Raw genomic sequence first — 18496 nt, forward strand, 5'->3', positions numbered from 1 at the left:
GTGGGCGGCGCCCTGAACAGCGCTCTTCACGCACCCACAGAACAAACGCGACGAACAAAACAGCAAGGCCTCATCCTAAGGATTGTCAATGCGCAACGACCGTATGAATGGTACCCACCGCGCACGTTCAGCCCGGCCATAAGCTTCGGCCTGCGCAGGCGTAGTAGGCCCCAGAGGATCCGACGCTCCCTGCGCGAGCCGGGTTTGTACAGCCGGCAACGCGAGTGCCTGGTTCAACGCCGTATTGAGCTTGGCGAGCACCTCCGGCGGCGTACCGGCAGGCGCCATCAGGTCGTTCCACGTGTAGGCCTCGTAGTCGCGCAGGCCCTGCTCCGCGAAGGTCGGCAACGTCGGTGCCATCGGGCTGCGCTTGTCGCCCGAGATCGCGAGCATTTTCAGCTTGCCTTGTTTGGCCAACGGCGCGGTTGAAATCAGGCCGTCGAACAACAGCTTCACGTGGCCACCCGACAGGTCGATCAGCGCCGCGCCGTTGCCCTTGTAGGGCACGTGGAGCAGTTGCACCCCCGCTGCCTTGGCGAAGGCTTCGCCGACGATGTGGCTGATCGAGCCCGGGCCGCCCGAGCCGTAGCTGACCTGGCCCGGCCTGGCCTTTGCGAGCGCGATCAGCTCCTTCAGCGTGCCCGGCATGTCGGCGCTGGCCACCAAAACCAGCGGCGTGCGCGAGACCAGGCCGATGGCGTGAAGGTCTTTCTCCACGTCGAAAGGCAACGAGCGGTACAGGCCCACGTTCATCACCAGCTGCGAACTCGTGCCCAGGCCGATGGTGTAGCCGTCGGGCGCGGCCTTGGCCACGGCCTCCGTGCCGATCACGCCGCCACCGCCGCCCCGGTTTTCAACCACCACGCTCTGGCCGAGGCTCTGCGTCATGGCGATGGCGAGTTCGCGCGCGATGGTGTCGTTGCCGCTGCCGGTGCTGAAGGAAACAATGAGGCGGATGGGCTTGATGGGCCACGGCGCGGGCTGCGCGAAAGCGTGCAGCGGCGCGCCCAGCGTTGCTGCTGCTGTCGCTGTTGCCGCTGCGCAGCCGCCCAGCAAGAGCCTGCGCCGTTGAATGCGCGTTGCGCCGTTCATGGCAGCAGGGCCAGCAGCGCCGTGCTCACGCGCACCGGCACGGCGAGCAGGATCTGTCCCATGCCCTTGCCCAGCGGGTCGTTGCGCAGCGACGCCATGCCGCCGCCGCCGAGGGCCTGTTCGCAGACGAAGTTGAACGCGTCGATGCCGGGCACGTCGTAGCGCGTGACGCGGCCCTTCACCAGATGCGCGAGCCATTCGGCGACGCGGGCCTCGGTGAGTTGTTCGCGCAGGAGCGGCAGCAGGGCGGGGTGGCGCGCGATGATGCCGATGTTCGAGGTGTCGCCCTTGTCGCCGCTGCGTGCCCAGGCGAGGCGGATGAGTGGCACTTCGATGCTGTCGGCGGTGGCGGGCGTTGCTGCGGTCGCCGCATGTGTTGTCGTGGCTGGCGCCGCTGTCGTGTGAGCCGCATCGTTGCCCGATGCGCCCTGCGCCTGCGGCACATCGACCGGCACGCCATCGACGGTGACGCGCGCCTGCACCTTCGCCTTGTCGAGCAGGAACGCGTACTGCCGTATCGATGGCGACACCGACGCGCGTCCGCCGCCCGAGCCCGTGGTGCCCGGCGCCCACGACGTACCGGCCGGCGCGACCTCGCGTGCGAACAGCTCCAGTGCGTCCTTGCGCGGGTGCGTCACGGCGAGCCGCAGGATGGCTTCGCGCGTTTGCGTGGCTTGGGCGTGCGGTCCGTAGCAAGACTCCGCGCCGAGCACTTCGAGTTGCGTGCCGCTGTAGGGGCCGAAGCCGTACTGCGCGAACAGCGTGCCGGTGCGCGCAAGGATCGCCTCGCCGGTTCGCCTGGCCTTGGCCACGGCATCGAAGCCGACGATGGTGAGCTGCGCCGAGGTCTTGAAGCCATCGACGTAGGTTGCGCAGACCTTGTAGCTCGCGGTCGGTGCGCGGCCGCGTGCGCCGCGCACGGCCACGCGATGCTGGCCGGCCTGTTCGATGCGCACCTGCGTGAAGTCGGCCACCACGTCGGGCAGCAGGTAGGACGCGGGGTCGCCGATTTCGTAGAGCAGCTGTTCGCCCACCACCGCGGGCGTGAGCTTGCCGCCGGTGCCCGTGGGCTTGGTGACGATGAAGCCGCCGTCGGCGCTGCACTCGACGATGGGGTAGCCGATGTTGGGCCAGTCGGGCACGGTGTCCCAGTCGGTATGCAGGCCGCCCGTGGCCTGGCAGCCGCATTCGATGATGTGGCCCGCAAGGCTGCCGGCGGCCAGCAGGTCATGGTCGCCGGGCTGCCAGCCGAACTCGTGCATCAGCACGCCGAGCGTGACGGCCGAGTCGACGCAGCGACCCGTAATGACGACCTGTGCGCCGGCATCGAGCGCCGCCTGCACGGGCCGTGCGCCGAGGTACGCGTTGGCGGTGAGCACGCGCTCGGGCAGTGCCGCGCCGCTCTGCAGTTCGCGCACCGGCGGTTGCGACTGGCGCAGTTCGGGCAGCAGCGGCGACACGTCGTCGCCGCTCACCACGGCGATCTTCAATGCGATGCCTTGTTCGGCGGCGAGCGCGGCCAATGCGTCGGCGCAGCCTTGCGGGTTGACGCCGCCTGCATTGCTCACGACGCGGATGCCCTGCGCCACCACGTCCTTGAGCACGGCCTTCATGGCGACCGAAACAAAGTCGGTGGCGTAGCCCAGCTCGGGCTTCTTGAGCCGCGCGCCCGCGAGGATCGACATGGTGAGCTCGGCCAGGTAGTCGAACACCAGGTAGTCGATCTGCCCGCTGGCCACGAGCTGCGGCGCGCCGACGCTGCTGTCGCCCCAGAAGCCCGAGGCGCCGCCGATGCGGACCACGCGGCCCTTGTTGCCGTGGTTCGTGTTGCTGGTGTTGCTGCTGTTCATCGGCCACTCCATTGCGGCTTGCGCTTTTCGCGGAAGGCGAGTTGCCCTTCCGCGGCGTCTTCGGTCAGGGCGAAGAGGGCGATCTGGCTTTCGGTGAAGGCCATCGATTCCTCGAACGCCATGGCCTCGATCTTCTTCATGGTGTAGAGCCCACGGCGAATGGCGGCGGGCGACTTGTCGAGCATGCGGCCCAGCAGCCAGTCGATGCCTTCGTCGACGTCGTCGCTCACGCGGTTGACGAGGTCGTGTTCGAGCGCCTGTGCCGCGGTGATCGGCTCGCCGGTGATGCACATCTCGGACAGCACGCGGCGCGGCAGCAGGCCACCGAGCACGCTGAGCACCTGCGCGGGAAAGAGGCCGACCTTGACCTCGGGCAGGCCGAACACGGCCTGGCTGCTGGCCACGGCCATGTCGCACATGCCCATGATGCCCATGCCGCCGGCCATGCAGGCGCCGTTGACGCGCGCGATCAGCGGCACGTTCGATTGCTTCGCCTGCCGGAACAGGTTGGCGAAGCCCTGGTAGGGCTGCGAGTAGTCGAACTTGAAGGCGGTGCCGCTCTGCAGGTCGGCGCCCGCGCAGAAGGCCCGCGTGCCGGCGCCGGTGATGACGATGGCACGCACGTCGGTGCTGCGGTTGGCGCGCGCCAGTGCATCGGACAGGCCCGCGAGCACGGCGGCGTTGATGGCGTTGCGCCGCTCTTCGCGGTCGATGGTGAGCCACATCACGGACCCGCGCATTTCCTCGCGCAGTTCGCCGGTGGTGGGGGGAGCGGTGTCGGTCATGCGTCGGGTCCTTGGTTCAGGAGGAAGAAGAAGGAGAGGAAGGAGAAGGAGACGAAGTGGAGGAAGGCGTGGCGGGCCACTGGAAGCGCGCGGGCCGGCGCTGCGTGAAGTCGTCGACGGCCTGGCGGTGGTCGTCGGTCGAGAACGCGAGGCCTTGCGCCATGGCTTCGAACTCGAACATCGCGTCCATGTCGCTGTCGTGCGTGCGTTGCAGCCCTTGCTTGGCGAGCGCGATGGCGGTGGCGGGGCCGTTGGCCAACGCAGCGGCAATGGCCTGTGCGTGCGGCAGAAGCGCATCGGCGGCGATGACTTCATGGACGATGCCCCAGTCCATTGCGGTCTTTGCATCGAGTTCGCGTGCGGAGAGCATGAGGGCCTTGGCGCGGTTCAAGCCCACGCTGCGTGCGAGCGTGAAGAGCGAGCCGCAGTCGGGCACCAGGCCGACTTTCATGAACGACATGCAGAAGCGCGCGCTGGGTGCGGCAAGCACGATGTCGGCCGCCAGCGCAAGGCCGAAGCCGCCACCATAGGCGCAGCCCTCGACGGCCGCGATGACGGGCTTGTCGCTCTGCATCAGAAGGCGCATGCCAGCCTGCGCATCCTTCATGCGAAGGCGGCCTGCAGCGGCTTCGAGGCGTTCGATCTCGCGCATGCCCTTGACGTCGCCGCCCGCGCAGAAGTGGCCGCCGCGTCCTGTGAGGACGATGGCGCGCACTTGCGGGTTGTCGATCGCGCCGCGGATCGCATCGAACATCTGCGCGCGCATTTCGAGGTCGAAGGCGTTGCGGCGTTCGGGCCGGTCGAGCGCGATGGTGGCGACGTGGCCGTCGATGTCGCAGGCGATGAAGGAAGGAGAAGAAGAGGAAGTGGTCATCAGGATGCGCGCACGGCGCCGTTGTGAATGAGGGAGTCGATGCGCGCGTCGTCGTAGCCGGCCTCGCGCAGCACTTCGCGGCTGTGCTGGCCCACGCGCGGCGGTGGCGTGGCCAGGCCCGGTGGCGTGCCGGACCATTCGCTGGGCACGGCCATCTGGCGGATGCGCCCGACGTCGGGGTGGTCCATTTCGCTGAAGAAGCCGATGTCCCGCAGGTGGGCGTCGTCCAGCAGCGTGTCGAAGGTGTGCATCGGAAAGACCGGGATGTCGGTGCCGCCCAGCAGTGCCTGGCACTCGGCGGTGGTGCGCGTGGCCAGTGCCTCGCCGACCATCGCGTAGAGCGCGTCGATGTGCCGCGTGCGCACGCGGATGTCGGCAAAGCGCGGGTCGGTGTCGAACAGCGCCGGCTGGCCGATGGCCGCAAGAAAGGCGCGCCACTGCAGGTCGGTGTAGATCAGGCAGCACACGTGGCCGTCGAGCGTCTGGTAGGGCCGGCGTTCGGGCGAGAGCAGGCGCGGGTAGCCGAAGTCGCCCTGCGGCGGCACGAAGGTCTGGTTGTAGAGGTGGTCGCCCAGCACCTGCGGCACCATGGTTTCGAACATCGGCACGTCGATGCGCTGGCCGCGCCCGGTGCGCTCGCGGCCGTACAGCGCGGCGCTGATCACGCCGAAGGCATACAGGCCCACGGAGCGGTCGGCGATGGTGATGGGCATGTAGCGCGGCGTGCCGTCGGGGTTGCCCATGGCCATGGCCTGCGGCAGGGCGCAGGCGGCCTGGATAAGGTCGTCGAAGGCCGCGCTGGCGGCGTGGCGCCCGCGCTGCGAGAAGCCGAACATGCCGACGTAGAGCAGGCGCGGGTTGATGGCGGCGAGCGTCTCGTAGCCCAGGCCGAGGCGCTCCATGGCTTGCGGGCGCACGTTGTAGGTCAGCACGTCGGCGTCGCGCACCAGGTCGAGCAGCGCGGCCAGGCCGCCGGGCGATTTCAGGTCGAGCGCGATGCTGCGTTTGTTGCGGTTCATGCCCAGGAACAGCGGGCCCATCTTCTGGTGGCCCTGTGCGCCGATGCCACGCACCACGTCGCCTTCGGATGACTCGACCTTGACGACGTCGGCGCCCAGGTCGCCGAGCATCTGCGTGGCCGAGGGGCCCATGAAGATGGTCGTGATGTCGATGACGCGGACGCCGGTGAGCGGACCGCGCGAGCCGGGTTCATCGGGTCCGTCGGGTTCGCTGGCGTGGCCGTCGGATGGGCGCGCGGGGCTGGAAGAAGACATCGGCCTCAATCTCTAAAGTTCTATTTATAGAGTTTATGAGGCAAAAGAAAAGCCGCGCAAGGCGGCTTTTGGCTGAATCGACCCGGGTTTTCCCCAGATCGGAGCGCTTCTGCTTACTTCAGCAGGCCTTCTGCCTTCATGGCGTCCTGCACGGCGGGGCGGGCGCCCACGCGTGCGTGCCAGGCCAGCAGGTTGGGGTAGCTGGAAATGTCCACGCCGGTGGGCTTGGTCCAGTTGGTCACGGTGAACAGATAGCCGTCGGCCACGCTGAAGTGTTCGCCCATCAGGTACTGCTTGTCGGCCAGTTCGTTGTCGAGCCACTTGAAACGCGAGGCCAGCTTGTCCTTGAAGATGGTCTTGGCTTCTTCGGGCATGGCCGGGTTGAACAGCGGGCTGAAGCCCTTGTGCACTTCGGTGCCGATGAAGGTCAGCCACTCCTGCAGGCGGTAGCGCTGCAGCGTGCCGGCGGCGGGTGCCAGGTTCTTGGTGGGTGCCAGGTCGGCGATGTACTGCAGGATGGCCGGGCCTTCGCGCAGGCGCGTGCCGTCGTCCAGCTCGAGCATGGGCACGTAGCCCAGCGGGTTGATGCCGTAGTAGTCGGTGCCGTCTTGCAGCTTGTGGCTCTTGGTGCTGGCCAGCACGGGTTCGACGGCAAGGCCGGCTTCGTGCAGCGCGATGTGGGGCGAGAGCGAGCAGGCGCCGGGCGAGTAGTACAGCTTCATTTGAAAAACTCCAATGGATATCGAGGTTGGATTTTTGGAACCGAAGGGGATGCTATCGGGTTTGGGGGCATCGCGTTTTTGTCCTACGGCCGCATGCGCGTGGCGACTATCGGCCCGGCGCCGCGCCTTTTCTAAGCTGCCCGCACGGTGGGCGAGGCTCGCCGAAGGAGTTCTGAATGTTGAAGTACGCGATCATTTTTGCGGTGATTTCGCTGGTGGCCGGCCTGCTGGGTTTCGGTGGCGTGGCCGCCGGTGCGGCAGGCATTGCGAAGCTGCTGTTCGGCCTGTTCCTGGTGCTTGCCGTGCTGTTCGTCGTGCTTGCGGCGCTGGGCGTGGGCGCGGTGAAAAAGGCCCTGGACTGATGCTGCGCGTGAAACCGAGGTGGCCGCAGGCGCGGTCGCTCCGACTGCTGCTGCAAAGCCCCGCGCACCGCGTGCTGCGGGTGCTGCTCGTCACGCAGAACCACTGGCAGTTGCCCGAACCCCGCTCCCGCCGACGACAGGCCTGACTGAAAGACTCTTCGCCATGCACCTTTCACACATCGACGCGCAGCTCGACTACGAGGTGGTCGCGCCGGCCCACATGCTGTTGAACATCGAGGCCGCGCGTTCCGGTGCGCAGGCGGTGGTCAGCGAGGTGCTGAGCATCGAGCCGCCGACCGAGATGCAGGTGTTCTGCGACGAGTCGAGCGGCAACCGATTCATTCGCTTCGATGCGCAGCCGGGGCCGCTGAAGATCAGCTACAAGGCCAGCGTGCAGCGCGCGCATGTCGAGGTGCCGCCCGACCTGCGCGAGGTGCCCGTCAGCGAAGTGCCCGACGAGGTGCTGCACTACATGATGCCGACGCGCTATTGCGAGTCGGACCTGATGTCGCGTTGCGCACAGCAGCTTTTCGGTGAGCTGCCGCCGGGCATCGGCCGGGTGCAGGCCATCGTCGACTGGATTTACGAAAGCATCGCCTACGAGCCCGGCAGCAGCGACTCGACCACCACCGCGCGCGAAGTGTTCGTGGAACGCGCCGGCGTGTGCCGCGACTTCGCGCACCTGGGCATCACCTTCTGTCGCGCGCTGAACATTCCGGCGCGGCTGGTGGTGGGCTATGTGTGGTTCGACGAGCCGCCGCAAGACTTTCATGCGGTGTTCGAAGCCTGGCTCGGCGGGCAGTGGGTGCTGTTCGATCCCACGCGCATGGCGCCGGTCGACCGGCTGGTGCGCGTGGGCACCGGGCGCGACGCAAAGGACGTGGCCTTCTGCACGATCTTCGGCAACGTGCGCATGACCGACAAGAAACTGGTGGTGCGCGAACTGCAGGACGAAAGCCTTGTGCCCTCCAAGCCGCCCCCGCCCACGGGCGCATTGGTGGGCATCGAAAAGCCGGTGCCGGTGACGCAAGTGGCCGAGGTCACGGGCTGATGCGGGTTGTTTGCTATTAAATACATAGCAAACTATCCAGTGCGGACAGGCATCAGGCCCCGATTTGGCAGGGCCCTCTAGCTTGTCCACACAAGCAGCGCTGGGCGGCATCGACGATTAAAATTGGTGCCCCCTTTTGCGCCGCGCACGCGTCAGTTGTGCGCCCCCATTTCAAATGCTGTACCCCGAAGAATTCGACGTGATCGTCGTCGGCGGTGGCCATGCCGGCACCGAAGCCGCGCTTGCCGCCGCGCGCATGGGCGCCAAGACGCTGCTGCTCTCCCACAACATCGAGACGCTGGGGCAGATGAGCTGCAACCCGTCGATCGGCGGCATCGGCAAGGGCCACCTGGTGAAAGAGGTCGATGCGCTGGGCGGCGCAATGGCCATTGCCACCGACGAGGCCGGCATCCAGTTTCGCATTCTCAATTCGAGCAAGGGCCCGGCCGTGCGCGCGACCCGTGCACAGGCCGACCGTGTTCTGTACAAGGCGGCCATTCGCCGCCGGCTGGAAAACCAGCCCAACCTGAGCCTGTTCCAGCAAGCCGTCGACGACCTGATGGTGGAGGGCGATCGCGTGGTCGGCGCCATCACGCAGGTGGGCATTGCTTTCCGCGCGCGCACGGTGGTGCTGACCGCGGGCACTTTTCTCGACGGCCGCATCCATGTCGGCCTGGACAACTACCAGGCCGGGCGCGCGGGCGATCCGCCGGCCATCAGCCTGTCGGCGCGACTGAAGGAACTGAAGCTGCCGCAAGGCCGGCTCAAGACCGGCACGCCGCCGCGGCTCGATGGACGCAGCATCGACTTTTCGAAGTGCACCGAGCAGCCGGGCGACGGCATGCCGGGTGGGGCAGGGCCGATGCCCGTGTTCAGCTTCATGGGCCGCACCGACATGCATCCGGCGCAGATGCCGTGCTGGGTCACGCACACCAACGCACGCACGCACGACATCATTCGCTCGGGTTTCGACCGCAGCCCGATGTTCACCGGAAAGATCGACGGCGTGGGTCCGCGCTACTGCCCGAGTGTCGAAGACAAGATCAACCGCTTTGCCGACAAGGAAAGCCACCAGATCTTCCTGGAGCCCGAAGGCCTGACGACCAACGAGTACTACCCCAACGGCATCTCGACCAGCCTGCCGTTCGACATCCAGCTTCAGCTGGTGCGCTCGATGGCCGGGCTGGAAAACGCCCACATCCTGCGTCCGGGCTACGCCATCGAGTACGACTACTTCGATCCGCGCGAGCTCAAGAGCAGCTTCGAGACCCGCTCGGTCAAGGGCCTGTTCTTTGCCGGGCAGATCAACGGCACCACTGGCTACGAAGAGGCGGCGGCCCAAGGCCTGTTCGCCGGCATCAATGCCGCGCTGCAATGCCGTGGCGAAGATGCCTGGCTGCCGCGCCGCGACGAAGCCTACCTGGGCGTGCTTGTCGACGACCTCATCACCAAGGGCGTGACCGAGCCGTACCGCATGTTCACCAGCCGCGCCGAGTTTCGCTTGCAGCTGCGCGAAGACAACGCCGACATGCGCCTGACCGAAGCAGGGCGCAAGTTGGGCCTGGTGGACGACGCACGCTGGGACGCTTTCAGCCGGAAGCGCGATGCTGTTTCACGTGAAACACAACGCCTTCAATCGATCTGGGTGAACCCTCGCAACCTGCCGGCCGCCGAGTCGGAGCGGGTGCTGGGCAAGGCCATCGAACACGAATACAACCTGGCCGACCTGCTGCGCCGACCTGATGTGAACTACGAAACCCTGATGTCGCTGGACGGCGGCAAGTACGGTGCGCCGGTGGCGCTGACCGCAACCGAGATCGAGCAGATCGAGATCTCGGCCAAGTACTCCGGCTACATCGAGCGCCAGCACGACGAAGTAGAGCGCGCCGCGCACTTCGAAAATCTGCGCTTGCCGGCCGACTTCGACTACGGACAGGTCAAGGCATTGAGCTTTGAAGTACGGCAGAAGCTGGACAAGCACCGTCCCGAAACGCTGGGCCTGGCCTCGCGCATCTCGGGCGTGACGCCTGCCGCCATCTCGCTGTTGATGATTCATCTGCGAAAGGGCGGGCACAAGGCCTTCGCTCGAGACGCCGATCCTTCTGCCAACTCATCTGAAGTCATCGCCACGGAAGCAGCCGCCGAGCCGCAGCCCGCGCAATGACGGCGCCGATCGACACGCTGCGCGCGGGCGCAGCCGCCTTGGGCGTGGCCCTGTCCGAGCGCCAGGGCGAACAGCTGCTGGCCTACGGCACGCTGATGCTCAAGTGGAACAAGGTCTACAACCTGACGGCCGTGCGCGACCCGGCCGGCGTGATGACGCATCATCTGCTCGACAGCCTGGCGGCCGTGGCGCCGTTGCAGCGCGAGTGGGCAGGGAAGGGCAAGCTGCTGGACGTGGGCTCGGGCGGCGGTTTGCCCGGTGTAGTCATCGCGATCATGCGGCCCGACATCGATGTGAGTTGCCTGGACGCGGTCGCCAAGAAGGCCGCGTTTGTCCAGCAGGTGGCGGTCGAACTGGAGTTGCCGAACCTTCGCGGGCTGCACGCACGGGTCGAATCGCTGACGGGTAGCTACGAAGTCGTCAGCTCCCGCGCCTTCGCTTCGCTGCCCAATTTCTTCAACGGCTCGGTCCATCTGCTCGCACCGGGCGGTGTCTGGCTGGCCATGAAGGGCAAGGTTCCAAGCGACGAACTCGCAGTATTGCCCAAGGGCGTTGCAGTGTTTCACGTGGAACAACTGACGGTTCCGGGCCTCGATGCCGAGCGCTGCATCGTCTGGGCGCGAAAAGAAGCCGTCTGAAATCGTAAAAGAAGGGGCGGCGCCGGCAAAAGCGGGCGCCGGAGCATCCCTCGCGGCATCGGCCTCGCTTAGACTCGATGCCTCCCCTTGGCTCTCTTTTTCGAGGCAAATCCCATGTTCGGCATCGCTGACTACGGCGCATTCGTCGCCGCCATTGTTCTGTTTCTCCTGATTCCCGGTCCGGGCAACCTGGCGCTGATCACTTCGACCAGCAAAGGCGGAATCAAGGGTGGACTGGCCGCGACAACCGGGGTGATCCTTGGGGACCAATGCCTGTTGTGGGCGGCGGTGGCCGGCGTGTCGGCCGTGATGGCCGCTTACCCGGCGGCGTTCAAGGCAGTCCAGTGGCTGGGCGCGGCGTACCTGGCATGGCTGGGCCTCAAGATGCTGCTGGCCAAGCCGGGCGCGGCACCCATCCTCAACATCAAGCCCAGCCATTTCATGCGCCAGACTTTCATGATCACCTTGCTGAACCCCAAGGCGATCGTGTTCTACATGGCCTTCTTCCCGCTGTTCGTCGACCCGGCTCGCCACCAGGGCGTGGTCACTTTCGGCGTGATGGCGGCAACGATTGCCGCGCTGACCTTCCTGTATGGCCTGACCTCGACGCTGCTCACGCACTTCCTGGCCGAGCGCATTCGCGCCAATCCCCGCATTTCGACCGTGCTCGAGAAGCTGGCCGGCACCTTCCTGATCGCTTTCGGCGTCAAGCTCGCCATCACTCGCTGAACCTCCAGTCACTGATGCCCCCACTTTCATCACTTCGTGTATTCGCTGCCCCCCAAGGGGGAGAGGTCTCCCTTGGGGCGGCCTGGCGGGAGACCTGACATGGCCAAGATTTTTTGCATCGCCAACCAAAAGGGCGGCGTCGGCAAGACCACCACCACCGTCAATCTCGCCGCGGGCCTGGCCAAGGTCGGCCAGCGCGTGCTGATGATCGACCTCGATCCCCAGGGCAATGCCACCATGGGTTCGGGCATCGACAAGCGCCAGCTGGAGCTGACGGTGTACGACGTGCTGCTCGAATCGGCCTCGGTGGCCGAAGCGCGGGTCAAGGCCGACAAGCTGGTGGAGGGCGGTTGCGGCTACGACGTGCTGGGCGCCAACCGCGAACTGGCTGGCGCTGAAGTCGAAATGGTGGCCATCGACCGCCGCGAAAAGCGCCTGCGCACGGCACTGGCCGCCGTGGGTGCCGAGTACGACTTCATCCTGATCGACTGCCCGCCGTCGCTGAGCATGCTCACGCTGAATGGCCTGTGCGCCGCGCATGGCGTGATCGTGCCGATGCAGTGCGAGTACTTCGCGCTCGAAGGGCTGACCGACCTGGTCAACACCATCAAGCAGGTGCACGCCAATCTCAACAAGAACCTGCAGATCATCGGCCTGCTGCGCGTGATGTTCGATCCGCGCATCACGCTGCAGCAGCAGGTGAGCGAGCAGCTCAAGTCCCACTTCGGCGACAAGGTGTTCGATACGGTCATCCCGCGCAATGTGCGGCTGGCCGAGGCGCCGAGTTACGGCCTGCCGGGCGTGGTGTTCGACCCGGCGGCCCGCGGCAGCCAGGCCTTCATTACCTTCGCGCAGGAGCTGATCGAAAAGATGCCGCCGGCCAGTGCCTTTGCCTCGGGCGCGGTCGCACCGCCGATTGCGCCGGTCGAGCGCCTGGCGCCGGACCTGCCGATTCCTGAAGACGTGCTGGCACCAGCCGTTGCCGCCGCCGCGCCGGTGGCCGATTCGACCAGTGAAAACAACGCCTGACGCCTGCCCGGTATCGGCAGGCTGCTATCAAGTTCGTAGCAAATGACAGCTCCCCGCATCTTGCTGCTGCCCGGTTGGCAGAACAGCGGCCCCGGCCATTGGCAAACCCTTTGGGAGGCTGTCCATGGCGACCACCGCGTCGAGCAGCACGAGTGGATGCGCCCGCTGCGCGGCGACTGGTCGGCGCGGCTCGAAGAAGAAGTGCTGGCCTCGCCCGGCCCGGTGGTCTTTGCGGCGCACAGCTTGGGCTGCATCCTCGTTGCCGCCTGGGCGGCGCACTCGCGCAACACCCACAAGGTGCGCGGCGCGCTGCTGGTGGCGCCGGGCGACCTGGAACGCGACGACCTGCGGCAGCTGATTCCCGGCTGGGCGCCCATCGTGCGCCGGCCGCTGCCGTTTCCGGCGGTGCTGATCGCCGCGAATGACGACCGCTACTGCGAGGCTTCGCGCTCGCGCCAGCTGGCCGGCGACTGGGGCGCACGCTTCATCGACGCCGGCGCGGGCGGCCACCTGAACGCCGAATCCGGCCTGGGCGAGTGGCCCGAAGGCCGCCGACTACTGAACGAAATCTCGAAAGAAAAAAACTGATGGCGACCAAGAAACCCAAGGGCCTGGGCCGCGGCCTCGAAGCGTTGCTCGGCCCGACGGCCGCACCTTCCGCCGACAACAGCAACAACAACGGCGGCAATGGCAGCGCGGGTTCGCAAGAGGGTGGCGCGCCGCAGAACCCGAACACGCTGATGCTCGACCAGATGGTCGCCGGCGTGTACCAGCCGCGCACGCGCATGGACGAAGGCGCGCTCTACGAGCTGGCCGAAAGCATCAAGGTGCAGGGCATCATGCAGCCGATCCTGGTGCGGCGGCTCGATGCCGAATCGGCGGCTGCCAAGAACGCCGAGTACGAAATCATCGCGGGCGAGCGGCGCTTTCGCGCCGCCAAGATCGCGGGCCTGGACAGCGTGCCGGTGCTGGTGCGCGACGTGCCCAACGAAGCCGCGGCGGCCATGTCTCTCATCGAGAACATCCAGCGCGAAGACCTCAACCCGCTCGAAGAAGCCCAAGGCCTGCAACGCCTGGTGACAGAGTTTGGGCTCACTCACGAAATGGCGGCACAGGCAGTGGGCCGTTCGCGCAGCGCCGCCAGCAACCTGCTGCGCCTGCTGAACCTGGCCGAGCCCGCGCAGCTGATGCTGATGGCCGGTGACATCGACATGGGCCATGCCCGCGCGCTGCTGTCGCTCGACCGCGGCACGCAGATCACGGCGGCCAACCAGATTGCGGCCAAGAAGATGTCGGTGCGCGAGGCCGAGGCGCTGGTGAAGAAGCTGGCCGCCGAGTTCACGCTGACGCCCTCGCGCCGAGGCAACGCCGGCGACAAGTCGCGCGACCTGCAGCGCGTGGAAGAAGAACTGGCCGACCTGCTTACCGCCGAGGTCGAGGTGCGCATCAAGAAGCGAACCAAGCGCGGCGAAAGCGGCGAGCTGGCCATTCACTTCGGCTCCATCGAGGCGCTGAACGGGCTGATCGAGCGCATCCGCCGAACGGCATAGCGCGGGCGGGCTCGGTGTCGGGCATTCGTTGGATTGATTACTGCAATCCTTTGCGCGTATCCTTCACCGCTGGTTTTTCATCCAGAAATCTCTGACAACAGAGGGAGTCCACCCATGCAGTTCACCAGGTTCCCGCTTGCGGCGATTGCCGTTGGCGCGTTTCTCCTTACCGGTTGCGCCGCCACCGACATGCAGATGGGCAGCTCGTCGGCCAAGACCATGGCCACGGGCAGCGCCGCCGGCGGTGCCACCGACAACGCAAGCAGCCAGCTCGAGCGCTGCGAATCGCCGCTCGGCACGGTCTCGCTGGTCGAGAACGTCAATGCCGGCTGGTACACCATCCTCACCGGCGAATACCGCCTGCCACCTACTGCAAATCTGTTGCGTTTACTGGTGCAGCAGTCCAACTGCTTCATCGTGGTCGAGCGCGGCGCGGCCGGCATGAACGCCATGACGCGCGAGCGCGCGCTGCAGCAGTCGGGCGAAATGCGCGGCGGCAGCAACTTCGGCCGTGGCCAGATGGTGGCGTCCGACTACGGCCTGTCGCCCGAGATCGTCTTCAGCAACAGCGATGCGGGCGGTGTCGGTGGCGCGCTCGGCGGGCTGGTCGGCGGCGGCCGTGGCCGTGCGCTGGCTGCCATTGGCGGCAGCATGCAGACCAAGGAAGCCAGCGCGTTGCTGACCCTGGTCGACAACCGCTCGGGCGTGCAGGTCGCGGCCTCCGAAGGCAGCGCCTCCAAGACCGATTTCGGCGCCTTCGGCGGGCTGGTCGGCCGCAGCGGTGGCGGTGGCCTCGGCGGCTACACCAACACGGCACAGGGCAAGGTGATTGCCGCTGCGTTCATGGACGCCTTCAACCAGATGGTCCGTTCGCTGCGCAACTACAAGGCGCAGACGGTGCGCGGCCAGGGCCTCGGTGGCGGTGGCCGCCTGGGCGTCGATGGTGGCGCGGCGCCATCGCAGACCTATGTGCCGCCAGAGCCGGCACCGGCACGCCGCCGCAAGTAAGCAAGCAAGTAAGTAAGTAAGAAAACGGCTGGCCTTCGGGCCATCGACAAAAAAGCCCGGGGCTCTTGCGAGTCGCCGGGCTTTTTCATGGGCGCCTGTGCGCCTGTCTTGCTGCGTGCCTTGAACGGATCGTCAGAGCGCGAAGATCTTGCCGGGGTTCATGATGTTCTTCGGGTCGAGCGCGCGCTTGATGGTGCGCATCATGTCGATCGCGCCCACGCCCGCCTCGGTCACCAGGAAGTCCATCTTGTGCAGGCCCACGCCGTGCTCGCCGGTGCAGGTGCCTTCGAGCGCCAGCGCGCGGCTCACCAGTGCGTGGTTCAGTTCCTCGGCCTTCACGCGTTCTTCGGGGATGTTCGGATCGAGCAGGTAGCCGAAGTGGAAATTGCCGTCGCCCACGTGGCCCACCAGGAAGTAGGGGATGCCGCTGGCATCGGCCTCGGCCACCGAGTCGAGCAGGCAATCGGCCAGGCGCGAGATCGGCACGCAGGTGTCGGTCGAGATCACGCGGCAGCCCGGACGCGACTGCACCGCCGCGAAGTAGCTGTTGTGCCGCGCAGTCCACAGGCGCGTGCGTTCTTCCGGCGTGCTGGCCCATTCGAAGGCATTGCCGCCGTGGCCGCTGGCCAACTCCTGTACCGTCTCGGCCTGTTCCTTCACGCCGGCCGGCGAGCCGTGGAATTCCATCAGCAGCATCGGCTCTTCGCGCAGGTTCAGCTTGGCATAGGCGTTGACCATGCGCACCGTGTTCACGTCGATCAGTTCCACGCGCGCGATCGGCACGCCCAGCTGGATGGTTTCGATGGTGGTGCGCACGGCCGCCTCGATGCTCGGGAACGAGCAGATCGCGGCCGACACCGCCTCGGGCAGCGGGTAGATGCGCAGCGTGACTTCGGTGACCACGCCCAGCGTGCCTTCGCTGCCCACCATGAGGCGCGTGAGGTCGTAGCCGGCGGACGACTTTTTCGCGCGCGTGCCGGTGCGGATGACTTCACCCGCGGCGGTAACCACTTCGAGCGCCAGCACGTTCTCGCGCATGGTGCCGTAGCGCACTGCGTTCGTGCCGCTGGCACGCGTGGCCGTCATGCCGCCGATGGAGGCATCGGCGCCCGGGTCGATGGGGAAGAACAGGCCCGTGCTCTTGATCTCTTCGTTGAGCTGCTTGCGCGTAACGCCCGGTTGCACCGTCACCGTGAGGTCGTCGGCGTTGATCGACAGCACCTTGTTCATGCGCGACACGTCGATGCTGATGCCGCCTTGCACCGCCAGCAGGTGGCCTTCGAGCGAGGAGCCCACGCCGAAGGGAATGACCGGCACGCTGTGCTCGCTGGCCAGCTTGACCGCATCGGCCACGTCCTGCGTGCTTTCGGCAAACACCACGGCCGAGGGCGGCGGCGCATCGAACGAAGACTCGTCGCGCCCGTGCTGCGTGCGCACCGCCATCGCCGTGGAACAGTTGGCGCCGAAGCGCGCCTTCAGCCCGTCGATCAGGCTGGCGGGAACGTCGCGCAGACGAAGCGCCGGCATCAGGTGCGAGGTTTGGGTCGGGGCGTTCATCGGGGCTGTCTCCTGAAGGGGAAATGGGGGCGGGGGTACGCGGTCATTTTACGGAGCGAGCACCATAATGCGCTTCGGAAAAAAACATGAACCCCACGACCCTCAGCGCACTCGCGGCCTTCCCGTCGCAACTGGAGGCCCACTACGCGGCCATTCCCACCGCTTTCCGGCATTGGGCGCCCCCTTCGTGGGAAGGCGTGCCCAGCGAAGCCTTCACCGCCATCGAGCAGCTCTGCCATGTGCGGGACATCGAGGTCGAGGGCTACCACGTGCGCTTTCGCCGCACGCTGGCGGAGAGCCACCCCACGCTGGCCTCGATCGACAGCGAGCCGCTTGCCATCGCGCGCAACTACGGCGCGGCCGACGCCGCCAAGGTGCTGGCCGACTTTCGCCTCGCGCGCGTGCAGACGATGGAAATAGTTTCGAACCTGAGCGATGCGCAACTGGCGCGCACGGCCGTGTTCGAGGGCTACGGCCCGCTCACGATGCGCAGCCTCATTCACTACCTCTGCAGCCACGACCAGCAACATCTTGCAGGCCTGCAATGGCTGGCGGGCAAGATCGACGCCTCGACCGTCGAACGGTAGACGCAAGCCAGCAAGCAAACGGACACACAGACAGACAGACAGACAGGAGCCTGCCATGGGCAACCGACTTTCTCAGATCGCCACCCGCACCGGCGACGACGGCACCACCGGCCTCGGCGACAACACGCGCGTGCCGAAAGACCATTTGCGCGTGCATGCGATGGGCGACGTGGACGAACTCAACTCGCAGATCGGCGTGCTGCTGTGCGAGCCCATGCCCGAGGCCGTGCGCGAGCTGCTGGTCGACGTGCAGCACCAGCTGTTCAACCTCGGTGGCGAGCTGTCGATGCCGGGCTTCACGCTGCTGAAGGCCGATGCGCTGCTGCAGCTGGACAACGCGCTGGCCGACCACAACGCCGCGCTGCCGCGCCTGGCCGAATTCATCTTGCCGGCGGGCACGCGCGCAGCCTCGCTGGCGCATGTATGCCGCACGGTCGCCCGGCGGGCCGAGCGCGCGGTGGTCGCGCTCGGTGCCACGGCCGAACTCAACGACGCGTTGCGCCAGTACCTCAACCGGCTCAGCGACCTGCTGTTCGTGCTCGCGCGCGTGCTCAACCGGATGAACGGCGGCGACGACGTCTACTGGAAGAGCGAGCGCATGGCGCGGGCTGCCGCGGCAGCAGCAGAAGCCGAGGACAACAACGACACCACTCCCAAGGAGACGCCATGACGACTTCACACATCCGCACCACGGCATCGCTCACGGCCGTCGCGGCCATCGTTGCAGCCGCGCTCTGGCTGCCGGCCAGTGCACAGGCACAAAGCGCGGACAACCCGCCGCAGGCGCAGCGCGCCCACACGATCAAGTCGCCGTCGCGCAGTGGCAAGGTGGTGGGCAGTGTTCAACGCGGCACCAACGCGGCGGGCCGTGGCGTCAACCGCGCCGATGCAGCGACGCGTCGTGGCATCAGCAACGTGTCGGAGAAGGCGAGCCGGCCGGTGCGCAACGTGGGCGAGTCTTTCGGACGCAAGCTGGCGCCGGGCTCCAGCGGGCGTGCCGTGCCGCCGCCTGTGGGGCCGCAGGGCAACGCGCCTTGATGCGGCGCTGAGTTTTTGCGCAGCTGCTCATTCAGGGCGACGCTCACGCCGACGGTGTGCTCTGCTCCGCGAATGTCCCCCGCTTCGCTCCTCCTTTATTTCGCTACGCAGAGCACACCGCCGGCGCAAGCGACATCAGAGCGGTCGTTGATCAGCGGTGCACCAGCAGCGCGTCCATGTGCGAAT

The 18496-nt window shown here is 66.8% G+C and carries 20 protein-coding genes; 13 read left to right on the top strand and 7 right to left on the bottom strand.

The genetic code is table 11. The features are described from left to right. Window positions 1–75: 75 nt before the first annotated feature. The 6 genes from DBV14_RS29645 to gstA form a co-directional block, all read right to left on the bottom strand. Window positions 76–1092, bottom strand: coding sequence for a tripartite tricarboxylate transporter substrate binding protein (locus DBV14_RS29645; RefSeq protein ID WP_124464937.1), 1017 nt, complete (start codon window positions 1090–1092; stop codon window positions 76–78). After that, window positions 1089–2942 carry an acyclic terpene utilization AtuA family protein gene (locus DBV14_RS29650; protein WP_124464939.1) on the bottom strand — a complete coding sequence of 618 codons (1854 nt, stop codon included), beginning with the start codon at window positions 2940–2942 and terminating at the stop codon, window positions 1089–1091. Before DBV14_RS29650 ends, DBV14_RS29645 begins: the two co-directional genes overlap by 4 nt. Further along, window positions 2939–3727 carry an enoyl-CoA hydratase-related protein gene (locus DBV14_RS29655; RefSeq protein ID WP_124464941.1) on the bottom strand — a complete coding sequence of 263 codons (789 nt, stop codon included), beginning with the start codon at window positions 3725–3727 and terminating at the stop codon, window positions 2939–2941. Before DBV14_RS29655 ends, DBV14_RS29650 begins: the two co-directional genes overlap by 4 nt. Window positions 3728–3743: 16 nt before the next feature. Then, window positions 3744–4601, bottom strand: a complete 858-nt coding sequence (locus DBV14_RS29660) for an enoyl-CoA hydratase/isomerase family protein (protein WP_124464943.1) — start codon at window positions 4599–4601, stop codon at window positions 3744–3746. Next, a complete protein-coding gene (locus DBV14_RS29665; RefSeq protein ID WP_124464944.1) occupies window positions 4601–5875 on the bottom strand; it encodes a CaiB/BaiF CoA-transferase family protein in 1275 nt (424 codons plus the stop codon). Before DBV14_RS29665 ends, DBV14_RS29660 begins: the two co-directional genes overlap by 1 nt. A gap of 113 nt (window positions 5876–5988) precedes the next feature. Further along, window positions 5989–6597 (bottom strand): glutathione transferase GstA, encoded by a 609-nt coding sequence (gstA, locus tag DBV14_RS29670; protein ID WP_124464945.1) that lies wholly within the window; start codon window positions 6595–6597, stop codon window positions 5989–5991. 176 nt (window positions 6598–6773) lie between these two features. On the opposite strand from gstA, the gene DBV14_RS29675 reads away from it, so the two are divergent. From DBV14_RS29675 to DBV14_RS29715, 10 genes are all read left to right on the top strand, one after another. Next, window positions 6774–6959 (top strand): DUF1328 family protein, encoded by a 186-nt coding sequence (locus DBV14_RS29675; protein WP_013538518.1) that lies wholly within the window; start codon window positions 6774–6776, stop codon window positions 6957–6959. An 8-nt stretch (window positions 6960–6967) separates the two neighbouring features. Continuing rightward, window positions 6968–7105 carry a hypothetical protein gene (locus tag DBV14_RS33535; RefSeq protein ID WP_185546170.1) on the top strand — a complete coding sequence of 46 codons (138 nt, stop codon included), beginning with the start codon at window positions 6968–6970 and terminating at the stop codon, window positions 7103–7105. A 17-nt stretch (window positions 7106–7122) separates the two neighbouring features. Further along, a complete protein-coding gene (locus DBV14_RS29680) occupies window positions 7123–8010 on the top strand; it encodes a transglutaminase family protein (protein ID WP_124464946.1) in 888 nt (295 codons plus the stop codon). Between the two features lie 175 nt (window positions 8011–8185). Beyond that, complete coding sequence (gene mnmG, locus DBV14_RS29685; protein WP_124464948.1) at window positions 8186–10174, top strand: tRNA uridine-5-carboxymethylaminomethyl(34) synthesis enzyme MnmG; 1989 nt, start codon at window positions 8186–8188, stop codon at window positions 10172–10174. Beyond that, window positions 10171–10812: a 16S rRNA (guanine(527)-N(7))-methyltransferase RsmG gene (gene rsmG, locus DBV14_RS29690; protein ID WP_124464950.1), complete on the top strand. Its 642-nt coding sequence runs from the start codon at window positions 10171–10173 to the stop codon at window positions 10810–10812. The genes mnmG and rsmG overlap by 4 nt, the downstream gene beginning before the upstream one ends. Window positions 10813–10926: 114 nt before the next feature. Beyond that, window positions 10927–11541 carry a LysE family transporter gene (locus DBV14_RS29695; protein ID WP_124464952.1) on the top strand — a complete coding sequence of 205 codons (615 nt, stop codon included), beginning with the start codon at window positions 10927–10929 and terminating at the stop codon, window positions 11539–11541. A gap of 99 nt (window positions 11542–11640) precedes the next feature. Then, on the top strand, window positions 11641–12570 hold the full coding sequence (locus tag DBV14_RS29700) for a ParA family protein (protein ID WP_124464954.1): 930 nt from the start codon (window positions 11641–11643) through the stop codon (window positions 12568–12570). A 42-nt stretch (window positions 12571–12612) separates the two neighbouring features. Beyond that, complete coding sequence (locus DBV14_RS29705) at window positions 12613–13158, top strand: alpha/beta hydrolase (protein ID WP_124464955.1); 546 nt, start codon at window positions 12613–12615, stop codon at window positions 13156–13158. Continuing rightward, the gene (locus DBV14_RS29710; RefSeq protein WP_124464956.1) at window positions 13158–14120 is read left to right on the top strand and encodes a ParB/RepB/Spo0J family partition protein; all 963 of its coding nucleotides are present in this window, start codon (window positions 13158–13160) and stop codon (window positions 14118–14120) included. Before DBV14_RS29705 ends, DBV14_RS29710 begins: the two co-directional genes overlap by 1 nt. Before the next feature lie 114 nt (window positions 14121–14234). Then, window positions 14235–15128 carry a CsgG/HfaB family protein gene (locus DBV14_RS29715; RefSeq protein ID WP_124464957.1) on the top strand — a complete coding sequence of 298 codons (894 nt, stop codon included), beginning with the start codon at window positions 14235–14237 and terminating at the stop codon, window positions 15126–15128. Window positions 15129–15260: 132 nt separating this feature from the next. Here DBV14_RS29715 and DBV14_RS29720 read toward each other — a convergent pair whose 3' ends face one another. Continuing rightward, window positions 15261–16685, bottom strand: coding sequence for an FAD-binding oxidoreductase (locus DBV14_RS29720; RefSeq protein WP_124464958.1), 1425 nt, complete (start codon window positions 16683–16685; stop codon window positions 15261–15263). An 86-nt stretch (window positions 16686–16771) separates the two neighbouring features. Between DBV14_RS29720 and DBV14_RS29725 the strand changes: the two genes are divergently transcribed. Genes DBV14_RS29725 through DBV14_RS29735 form a run of 3 tightly spaced genes read left to right on the top strand, consistent with a single transcriptional unit; the run spans window position 16772 to window position 18310 of the window. Next, the gene (locus DBV14_RS29725) at window positions 16772–17272 is read left to right on the top strand and encodes a DinB family protein (protein WP_124464959.1); all 501 of its coding nucleotides are present in this window, start codon (window positions 16772–16774) and stop codon (window positions 17270–17272) included. 55 nt (window positions 17273–17327) lie between these two features. Beyond that, entirely contained in the window at window positions 17328–17942 is a 615-nt protein-coding gene (locus tag DBV14_RS29730; protein WP_124464960.1) for a cob(I)yrinic acid a,c-diamide adenosyltransferase, read from the top strand. Continuing rightward, a complete protein-coding gene (locus DBV14_RS29735; protein ID WP_124464961.1) occupies window positions 17939–18310 on the top strand; it encodes a hypothetical protein in 372 nt (123 codons plus the stop codon). Before DBV14_RS29730 ends, DBV14_RS29735 begins: the two co-directional genes overlap by 4 nt. Window positions 18311–18496: the final 186 nt, after the last annotated feature.

The organism is Variovorax sp. KBW07 (assembly GCF_003852515.1).
In the GTDB taxonomy this organism is placed as follows: Bacteria; Pseudomonadota; Gammaproteobacteria; order Burkholderiales; family Burkholderiaceae_C; genus Variovorax.